General features: G+C 67.0%; 8 protein-coding genes. 4 read left to right on the top strand and 4 right to left on the bottom strand.

Annotation, left to right across the window (positions count from 1 at the left end; translation table 11 throughout):
- The 4 genes from mrdA to BSE24067_RS29110 form a co-directional block, all read right to left on the bottom strand.
- Positions 1-2,109: penicillin-binding protein 2 (mrdA, locus tag BSE24067_RS29125; protein ID WP_174904941.1), on the bottom strand; the 2,109-nt coding region annotated here is incomplete at its 3' end.
- Positions 2,110-2,181: 72 nt separating this feature from the next.
- Complete coding sequence (gene mreD / locus BSE24067_RS29120) at positions 2,182-2,694, bottom strand: rod shape-determining protein MreD (protein ID WP_151064545.1); 513 nt, start codon at positions 2,692-2,694, stop codon at positions 2,182-2,184.
- Positions 2,694-3,767 carry a rod shape-determining protein MreC gene (mreC, locus tag BSE24067_RS29115; RefSeq protein ID WP_151064544.1) on the bottom strand — a complete coding sequence of 358 codons (1,074 nt, stop codon included), beginning with the start codon at positions 3,765-3,767 and terminating at the stop codon, positions 2,694-2,696. Before mreC ends, mreD begins: the two co-directional genes overlap by 1 nt.
- Before the next feature lie 139 nt (positions 3,768-3,906).
- Complete coding sequence (locus BSE24067_RS29110) at positions 3,907-4,950, bottom strand: rod shape-determining protein (RefSeq protein WP_004189550.1); 1,044 nt, start codon at positions 4,948-4,950, stop codon at positions 3,907-3,909.
- Between the two features lie 368 nt (positions 4,951-5,318).
- Here BSE24067_RS29110 and gatC point away from each other — a divergent pair, with 368 nt between their 5' ends.
- From gatC to BSE24067_RS29090, 4 genes are all read left to right on the top strand, one after another.
- Positions 5,319-5,618, top strand: coding sequence for an Asp-tRNA(Asn)/Glu-tRNA(Gln) amidotransferase subunit GatC (gene gatC / locus BSE24067_RS29105; RefSeq protein ID WP_006407213.1), 300 nt, complete (start codon positions 5,319-5,321; stop codon positions 5,616-5,618).
- Positions 5,619-5,687: 69 nt separating this feature from the next.
- Positions 5,688-7,178: an Asp-tRNA(Asn)/Glu-tRNA(Gln) amidotransferase subunit GatA gene (gene gatA / locus BSE24067_RS29100; protein WP_060102881.1), complete on the top strand. Its 1,491-nt coding sequence runs from the start codon at positions 5,688-5,690 to the stop codon at positions 7,176-7,178.
- A gap of 4 nt (positions 7,179-7,182) precedes the next feature.
- A complete protein-coding gene (gene gatB / locus BSE24067_RS29095) occupies positions 7,183-8,658 on the top strand; it encodes an Asp-tRNA(Asn)/Glu-tRNA(Gln) amidotransferase subunit GatB (RefSeq protein ID WP_151064543.1) in 1,476 nt (491 codons plus the stop codon).
- Positions 8,659-8,784: 126 nt separating this feature from the next.
- Positions 8,785-9,624 carry a polyphosphate kinase 2 family protein gene (locus BSE24067_RS29090; RefSeq protein ID WP_151064542.1) on the top strand — a complete coding sequence of 280 codons (840 nt, stop codon included), beginning with the start codon at positions 8,785-8,787 and terminating at the stop codon, positions 9,622-9,624.
- Positions 9,625-9,637: the final 13 nt, after the last annotated feature.

Below are 9,637 nucleotides of genomic sequence, written 5' to 3'. Positions count from 1 at the left end.
CGCCGCGCTCGCGGCTGCCGTGCCCGACGCATCGGGTGCGGACGCAGCCGACGCAGCGTCCGCCGCGCTGGCCGCGGTCGGCACGACCGGCTGCGGCAGCGCGGTGAAGCCGGCCGCGACGGTGGCGGGCTTCACCGCGTCGCCGATCACCGGTGCGCTCACCGGTTCGGTCGCGGACGCGGCGGCGGCCACCGCCGCGGCCTCGTTCTTCGGGTTCTGGCGCTCGACGAGGTAATAGTCGAGCACGCGCCGTGCGATCGGGCCTGCGGCCTGCGCGCCCCAGCCGCCGTTCTCGACGACCAGCGCGAGCGCGATCTGCGGATGGTCGACCGGCGCGTATGCGATGAACAGCGCGTGGTCGCGCAGGTGCTCGGCGAGCAGATGGCCCTTGTAGTTCGAGCCCTGCAGCGAGAACACCTGCGCGGTGCCGGTCTTGCCGGCCGCGAGATACTGCGTGCCGCGGAACACCTTGTACGCGGTGCCGGACGGGTTCTCGATCACGTTTTCCATCCCGCGCTTCACGACGTCGATGTCGGCCTGTTTCAGCGGAATCACGTCGCTTTCCTTCGGCACCGTCAGATGGCGCGCGCGCGTGATCGGATCCTCGACTTCCTTCACGAGGTGCGGCTTCATCACGACGCCGTTGTTCGCGAGCGTCGCGGTCGCGTGCGCGAGCTGCAGGATCGTGAACGAGTTGTAGCCCTGGCCGATCCCGAGGCTGATCGTCTCGCCGTCGAACCACTTCTGCTGCGCGGCCTTCTTGAACGCCTTCTTCTTCCAGTCGGTCGACGGCAGGATCCCGCGCGCCTCGCCCTGGATGTCGATGCCGGTGATCTGGCCGAAGCCGAACGGCTTCATGAAGTTCGCGATCGCGTTCACGCCGAGGTCGCGCGCGAGCATGTAGAAGTAGGTGTCGTTCGACACCATGATCGCCTTGTTCATGTCGACCCAGCCCTGGCCCGAGCGCACGTCGTTGCGGAACGTGTGGCCGCCGAACGTGAAGTAGCCGGGATCCTGGAAGCCCCAGCCGGGCGAACGCTTGCCGAGCGTCAGGCCGGCCAGCGCCATGAACGGCTTGTACGTCGAGCCGGGCGGGTAGGTGCCGTGCAGCGGGCGGTTCAAGAGCGGCTTGTCCGGCGAGTTGTTCAGCTCGTCCCAGGTCTGCTGGTCGATGCCGTCGACGAACGAGTTCGGGTCGAAGCTCGGCGACGACACGAACGCAAGCACGTCGCCCGTCTTCGGCTCGATCGCGACGAGCGCGCCGCGCTTGCCGGCGAACGCCTGCTCCGCGACCTGCTGCAGCCCGATGTCGAGCGACAGCACGAGGTTGTTGCCGGGCGTCGCCTGCGTGCGCGACAGCGTGCGCACCGGCCGGCCGCCGGCCGTCACCTCGACTTCCTCGAAGCCCGTGAGGCCGTGCAGCTCGGTTTCGTAGCTCTGCTCGACGCCGATCTTGCCGATGTAGTCGGTGCCCTTGTAGTTGTTCGCGTCGCGGCGCGGATCGTAGTGTTCCTGATCGCTGTCGTTGTCGTCGCTCATCGCGTCGATGCGATCCTGGTCGCGCTTCGAGATCCGGCCGATGTAGCCGATCACGTGCGCGGCGGTCATGCCGAGCGGGTACTGGCGGAACAGCCGCGCGCGCACGTCGACGCCGGGGAAGCGGAAGCGCTGAGCGGTGAAGCGCGCGACTTCCGCGTCGGTGAGGCGCGTGCGGATCGGCAGGCTCTCGAAGTTCTTCGAGTCTTCCTGCAGCTTCTTGAACCGGCGGCGGTCGCGTGCGTCGATCGGGATGATCTCGGACAGCTTGTCGATCGTGTTGTCGAGCGTGTCGTCGAGCTTCGACGGCGTGATCTCGAGCGTGTACGCCGAGTAGTTCTTCGCGAGCACGACGCCGTTGCGGTCGGTGATGATCCCGCGGTTCGGCACGATCGGCGCGACCGAGATGCGGTTTTCCTCGGCCTGCAGCGCGTATTTGCCGTGCTGCATCAGCTGCAGGTAGAAGAAGCGGCTCGCGAGCAGCCCGAAGCAGACGAACACGAACACGCCCGCCGCCGCGACGCGCAGGCGGAACTTCGAGAGCTGCTGTTGGGTGTCGTTGAATTCGGTCATGCGCTAGGGTCTATTACATAGCCCCGGAGTGCGGCGGGCGTCAGGGCGGCGGGTATTCAAGGTCGGCCCGGCTCAGATGGGGCGCGTATCGTCCGGGTCGACCGGGCGTCGTTGCGGCATCAGCAGCAGGTGGCTCGCGATCGGCCACAGCGCGGCCTCGACGAAGCCGTCCACCAGATAGCGCCAGCCGGGAAACGCTGCGCCCATCATGAGGCGGATCAGGAACGGCACCAGCTGCGCGCCGACGAGCAGCGGCGTGACGTACAGCACCTGCACGCCGATCGGCATCCACAGCACGCGGCGGTGGATCGTGATCGCGCCGTACGACAGCAGCGTATAGGCGAGCGCATGCTCGCCGAGCAGCCCTGCGTCATGCACGTCCATCAGGATGCCGAGCGCGAACGCGACGCCCATGCCGACCTTGCGCGGCTGGTGGATGTTCCAGAACAGCAGCACGAGCGCGACGAAGTCGGGCACGCCGGGCAGGCGGCCCCACGGCATCAGGTTCAGCAGGAACGCGGCGGCGAGACTGAAGACGATGAAGTACGGATTGACCGGCTGCAGGATGTATTGCGGGCGGTTCATCACTGGGCTCCTGATTGCCCGGCCGCGGGCTTCGCGTTCGCGGCGGCGGGCCTGGCCGGTGCGGCCGGCGCAGCCGACGCGGGTTTCGCACCCTGCGCGGCCGCGGCGGCCGGCTTCGCATTCGCATCGGCCTTGTCGGCTTTATCGCCTTTTTCACCCTTCGCGGCGGCCTTGGCGCCCTTCTTGCCCTTCGCGTTCTTGTCGGCGGCCGGGTCGGGCTCGGCCGGTCGCGGCGGGACGTCGTTCTGGTAATGCAGCACGAGCATCTGGCGCGCGCCGCGCACGGCGGCGACCGGCGCGCACGTGACGCGCGCGAATGCGGTATCGGCGAGCTTGTCGACGTGCACGACCTTCGCGACCGGCAGCCCCGGCGGATAGACGCCGTCGAGGCCGCTCGTGACGAGCTCGTCGCCCGCGACGAGGTCCGAGCTCGTCGGCACGAAGCGCAGATCCAGCGAGTCGCCCTTCGGCGTGCCGTAGATCACGCTGCGCAGCCCGGTGCGCAGCACCTGCACCGGAATCGCGAGATCGCGGTCGGTGATCAGCGTGACCTCGGCCTGCAGCGGGAACACGCGCGTGACCTGACCGACCACGCCGTCCTCGCTGACGACCGGCGCGCCGTTCTGGATGCCTTGCTGCGAACCTTGCCCGATCACGATCTTCTGCGTGAACGGATCGCTCGTGTCGTACTGGATCTCGACCGGCGTCGACTGCGTCGCGATGTGCTGGCGCAGCTCGAGCACAGCGCGCAGATGGGTGTTCTCCTGCGCGAGCACCGCGGCCTGGTTGGCCTGCGTGGACAGCTGCAGGTTGCGCTTGCGCAGCGCATCGTTTTCATGGCGCAGCGACGCGCCGGTGACGGCGATGTCGGCTGCGCCCATGAACAGGTCGCGCGGCACGAGCGCCGCGCGTTGCAGCGGATACAGCACCGTGCCGAGCACGCCGCGGACGATTTCGAGCGTGCTGAAGCGCGCGTCCGATACGAGAAGCGCGATGGCGAGGGCGACGAAGAAGATGAGCCGCGCGAGCGCGGGCGGACCTTGCTTGAAGAGGGGCGGCGGACTGTATTCCATGGTCGGCGCCGGGCGCGTGGTGATCGGTTAAATAATGCTCAGACGCGCAAACGGCGTGGCGGTTCGTTCTGAACGAGCGAGCCGGCCACGCCGCGGGTGCGTCATATCAAACGGGACTGCTTAGGCGATCACTCGGCGATCACTCGTACGAGAAGATGCTGCCCAGCTTGTCCATGCGCTCGAGCGCCATGCCCGAACCGCGTACGACGCAGGTCAGCGGATCTTCGGCGACGAGCACCGGCAGGCCGGTTTCTTCCGCGAGCAGGCGATCGAGGTCGCGCAGCAGCGCGCCGCCGCCCGTCAGCATCATCCCGCGCTCGGCGATGTCGGCGCCGAGTTCCGGCGGCGTCTGCTCGAGGGCGATCTTCACCGACGACACGATCTGGTTCAGCGGATCGGTCAGCGCTTCGAGGATTTCGTTGCTGGAGATCGTGAAGCTGCGCGGAATGCCTTCCGACAGGTTGCGGCCCTTCACTTCCATTTCCTTGACTTCGGAGCCCGGGAACGCGGAGCCGATTTCCTTCTTGATCGCCTCGGCGGTTTGCTCGCCGATCAGCATCCCGTAGTTGCGGCGGATGTAGTTGACGATCGCTTCGTCGAACTTGTCGCCGCCCACACGCACCGAGCCTTTGTAGACGATGCCGCCGAGCGAGATCACGCCGACTTCGGTCGTGCCGCCGCCGATGTCGACGACCATCGAGCCGGTGGCTTCCGACACCGGCAGGCCCGCGCCGATCGCGGCCGCCATCGGCTCCTCGATCAGGTAGACCTGCGACGCGCCGGCGCCGTGCGCGGCTTCCTTGATCGCGCGGCGCTCGACCTGGGTCGAGCCGCACGGCACGCAGATGATGATGCGCGGCGACGGCGAGAACATGCGCGACTCGTGCGCCGTCTTGATGAACTGCTTGATCATCTGCTCGGTGACGGTGAAGTCGGCGATCACGCCGTCCTTCATCGGGCGGATCGCCTCGATGTTGCCCGGCACCTTGCCGAGCATCTGCTTGGCTTCCTTGCCGACCGCCTGGATCGTCTTCTTGCCGTTGGGGCCGCCTTCCTGGCGAATCGACACGACGGACGGCTCATCGAGCACGATGCCTTTGCCGCGCATGTAGATCAGGGTGTTTGCGGTGCCGAGGTCGATCGCGAGATCGTTGGAGAAGTAGCTGCGCAAAAAACCGAACATTCAGAATCCTGTTTCGCTCTGGGCCGGCCCTGCATAGCGAGCGCTGAGGGCGGCAGCGGAAAAAATAACAGCCTCGGGAAACGTGGCGGAAGCGGCCGCCGCGGCGCACGAAGCTGCGAGTGATGTCTACCGGGGATCGCACGAAGCACGCACGGCTTTGCCGGAACAGGGCGAAACGGTGCGGGAAAAGGCTGCCGGGTTTGGGTCGAACGCGTAATGATACCTTATAATTTCTCGGTATTTGAATCGAAACGGGCGGTATTTTTGCCGCTTCGGCCCCGATTTTTGAGGGTGGGATCGCACCCTCCAACCCCCCGCCGCAGCGCTGCTTTCGATGCGCTGCGCAGTCTTGTTTTTCCGGTGATCGCATGGCCCTGACCCTGACCGATGTGAAACGCATCGCGCATCTGGCGCGACTCGAAATGGCCGACGCCGACGCCGAGCATACGCTCGGCCAGCTGAACGAATTCTTCGGCCTCGTCGAGCAGATGCAGGCGGTCGACACCGCCGGCATCGCGCCGCTCGCCCACCCGATCGAACAGATCCAGGAAGTCGCGCAGCGCCTGCGCGACGACGCCGTGACGGAAGTCGTCAATCGAGACGACAACCAGCGTCCGGCGCCGGCCGTCCAGGACGGCCTCTATCTCGTGCCGAAGGTGATCGAGTAAGCGTTCGATGACCAGCGCGCCGGCCGTCCAGCGCCGCGCGCCACCCAGAATTCCCAGGAAAACCACTCAATGCACGCAAAAAGCCTGACCGAATTGCGCGCCGCGCTCGCCGCCAAGGAATGCTCGGCCGTCGAGCTCGCGCAGCTCTACCTGAAACGGATCGATGCGGCACGCGACCTGAACGCGTTCGTCCACGTCGACGCCGATCTCACTCTCGCGCAGGCGAAGGCCGCCGACGCCGAACTCGCGCGCGGCGCGGGCGGTGCGCTGACCGGCCTGCCGATCGCGCACAAGGATGTCTTCGTCACGCGCGGCTGGCGTTCGACCGCCGGCTCGAAGATGCTCGCGAACTACGAGAGCCCGTTCGACGCGACCGTCGTCGCGCGTCTGCAGGCGGCCGGCATGGTCACGCTCGGCAAGACCAACATGGACGAGTTCGCGATGGGCTCGTCGAACGAGAACTCCGCGTTCGGCGCGGTGAAGAACCCGTGGGACACGAACGCGGTGCCGGGCGGCAGCTCGGGCGGCAGCTCGGCCGCCGTCGCCGCGCGCCTCGCGCCGGCCGCGACCGGCACCGACACCGGCGGCTCGATCCGCCAGCCTGCGTCGTTCGCGGGCGTGACGGGCATCAAGCCGACCTACGGCCGCGTGTCGCGCTACGGGATGATCGCGTTCGCGTCGTCGCTCGACCAGGGCGGCCCGATGGCGCAGAGCGCGTCCGACTGCGCGCTGCTGCTGAACGCGATGGCCGGCTTCGACGAGCGCGACTCGACGAGCCTCGAGCGCGACGACGAAGACTTCACGCGCCACCTCGGCCAGCCGTGGGCGCCCGGCAACGACGCCGGCAAGCCGCTCGCGGGGCTGCGCATCGGCCTGCCGAACGAGTATTTCGGCGACGGCCTCGCCGACGACGTGCGCGCGGCGATCGACGCGGCGCTCAAGCAATATGAAGCGCTCGGCGCGACGCTCGTGCCGGTGTCGCTGCCGAAGACGGAGCTGTCGATTCCCGTGTACTACGTGATCGCGCCGGCCGAGGCGTCGTCGAACCTGTCGCGCTTCGACGGCGTGCGCTTCGGCCACCGCGCCGCGCAGTACGGCGACCTGCTCGACATGTACAAGAAGTCGCGTGCCGAAGGCTTCGGGCCCGAAGTGAAGCGCCGGATCCTCGTCGGCACGTACGTGCTGTCGCACGGCTACTACGACGCGTACTACCTGCAGGCGCAGAAGATCCGCCGCATCATCGCGAACGATTTCCAGGAAGCGTTCAAGTCCTGCGACGTGATCATGGGCCCGGCGTCGCCGACGGTCGCATGGGATCTCGGCGCGAAGGGCGACGATCCGGTGCAGATGTATCTCGCCGATATCTACACGCTGTCGGTGAGCCTCGCCGGTCTGCCCGGCATGAGCGTACCGTGCGGCTTCGGCGCCGGCGCGAACGCGAAGCGCCCGGTCGGCCTGCAGATCATCGGCAACTATTTCAACGAAGCCCGGATGCTGCAGGTCGCCGACGCGTTCCAGCGCGCGACCGACTGGCACAAGCAAGTTCCGGCAGGGGTGTAAGCATATGGCTACTCAGTGGGAAGTCGTTATCGGCCTCGAGACGCACGCGCAGCTGTCGACCGTCTCGAAGATTTTCTCGGGCGCATCGACGCAGTTCGGTGCCGAGCCGAACACGCAGGCGTGCCCGGTCGATCTGGCGCTGCCGGGCGTGCTGCCGGTGCTGAACCGCGGCGCGGTCGAGCGGGCGATCCGCTTCGGCCTCGCGATCGGCTCGACCATCGCGCCGCGCAGCATCTTCGCGCGCAAGAATTATTTCTACCCCGACCTGCCGAAGGGCTATCAGATCAGCCAGTACGAGATTCCGGTCGTGCAGGGCGGCCAGATCACGATCCAGGTGCCCGCGAACGAAAAGGCCGGCAAGCCCGCGTACGAGAAGACCGTCAACCTGACGCGTGCGCACCTCGAGGAAGATGCGGGCAAGTCGCTGCATGAAGACTTCGCCGGGATGACCGGGATCGACCTGAACCGCGCAGGCACGCCGCTGCTCGAGATCGTCACCGAGCCGGAAATGCGCAGCGCGGCCGAGGCCGTCGCGTACGCGAAGGCGCTGCACGCGCTCGTCGTGTGGCTCGGCATCTGCGACGGCAACATGCAGGAAGGCTCGTTCCGCTGCGACGCGAACGTGTCGGTGCGGCCGGTCGGACAGGAAAAGTTCGGCACGCGCGCCGAGATCAAGAACCTGAACTCGTTCCGGTTCCTCGAGGAAGCGATCAACTACGAAGTGCGCCGCCAGATCGAGCTGATCGAGGACGGCGGCGAAGTCGTGCAGGAAACGCGCCTGTACGATCCGGACAAGCGCGAGACGCGCTCGATGCGCAGCAAGGAAGACGCGCACGACTACCGCTACTTCCCCGATCCGGACCTGATGCCGCTCGTGATCGGCCAGGACTGGATCGAGCGCGTGCAGGCCGGGATGCCGGAACTGCCGGCCGCGATGCAGCAGCGCTTCGTCGAGCAGTACGGCGTGTCCGCGTACGATGCCGGCGTCCTCACGTCGAGCAAGGCGATGGCCGCGTACTTCGAGGCGGTCGTCGCGAAGGCCGGCGCCGCGAACGCGAAGATCGCCGCGAACTGGCTGATGGGCGACGTATCGTCGCAGTTGAACCGCGACGGCATCGAAATCGACGCGATTCCCGTCTCGGCCGCGCAGCTCGCGCTGCTGCTGCAGCGCATCGCCGACGGCACGATCTCGAACAAGATCGCGAAGGAGATTTTCGCGACGATGTGGGACGAGAAGGCGACCGACGACGGCGCGGCCGACCGCATCATCGACGCGAAGGGCCTGAAGCAGATCTCCGACACCGGCGCGCTGGAAGCGATCATCGACGAGGTGCTCGCGGCGAACGCGAAGTCGGTCGAGGAATTCCGAGCGGGCAAGGAAAAGGCGTTCAACGCGCTGATCGGCCAGGCGATGAAGGCGACCAAGGGCAAGGCGAACCCGCAGCAGGTCAACGAGCTGCTGAAGAAGAAGCTCGGCTGATCATGGCCGCGCGCCTGAACCGCGCGCGAGCACGGGCCGCCGCCGAACCTGTTCGGGGCGGCCCGTCGCTTTGGTGCATGCGGTATCGTGTGTACGTGTGCATCGCACCGTCCAACGGAGGAACGAATGGCGAAACAACCGTCGCTCGACGATTTCCGCGTGCCGTTCAGCACGCGCGAGAAGGAAGCTGCCGCATTCACGCTCGATGCGTTCGACCCGGGCGCGAAGCCGTTTTCGTCCGGATCGAAGGAGGCCGACCGCGAGCGGCTCACCGCCGTGTCGACGGAGCTCGACGTCCAGCAGGAGCGCCTGCACACGCAGCAGAAGAAGCGCGTGCTGCTCGTGCTGCAGGGGATGGACACGAGCGGCAAGGACGGCACCGTGCGCGCGGTGTTCCGCGACGTCGATCCGCTCGGCCTGCGTATCGTGCCGTTCAAGGCGCCGACGCCGATCGAGGCCGCGCACGACTTCCTGTGGCGCGTGCACGCGCAGGCGCCGGCTGCGGGCGAGCTCGCGATCTTCAACCGCAGCCACTATGAAGACGTGCTGGTGCCGCGCGTGCTCGGCCTGATCAGCGACAAGGAGTGCGAGCGCCGCTACCGGCAGATCCGCGATTTCGAGACGATGCTCGCGGAGAACGGCACGACGATCATCAAGTGCTTCCTGCACATCTCGAAGGACGAGCAGCGCGAGCGGCTGCAGGCGCGCATCGACGATCCGACCAAGCACTGGAAATTCGACATCGCCGATCTCGACGCGCGCAAGCATTGGGATGCGTATCAGTCGGCGTATCGCGACGCGCTCGCCGCGACGTCGGCCGAGCATGCGCCGTGGTACGTGATTCCGGCGAACTCGAAGACCCATCGCAACGTGATGATCGCCGAGCTGCTTCTGCGCGCGATGACCGACATGAAGCTCGAGTTCCCGCCGCCGAAGCCGGAACTCGAAGGCGTGAAGATCCGCTAGGCTGCGATGCCGC

Origin of the sequence: Burkholderia latens (genome assembly GCF_902499045.1) — a bacterium.
In the GTDB taxonomy this organism is placed as follows: domain Bacteria; phylum Pseudomonadota; class Gammaproteobacteria; order Burkholderiales; family Burkholderiaceae; genus Burkholderia; species Burkholderia latens.
The sequence above is the reverse complement of the archived record's forward strand: the minus strand, read 5'-3'. Positions and strand labels throughout refer to the sequence as shown.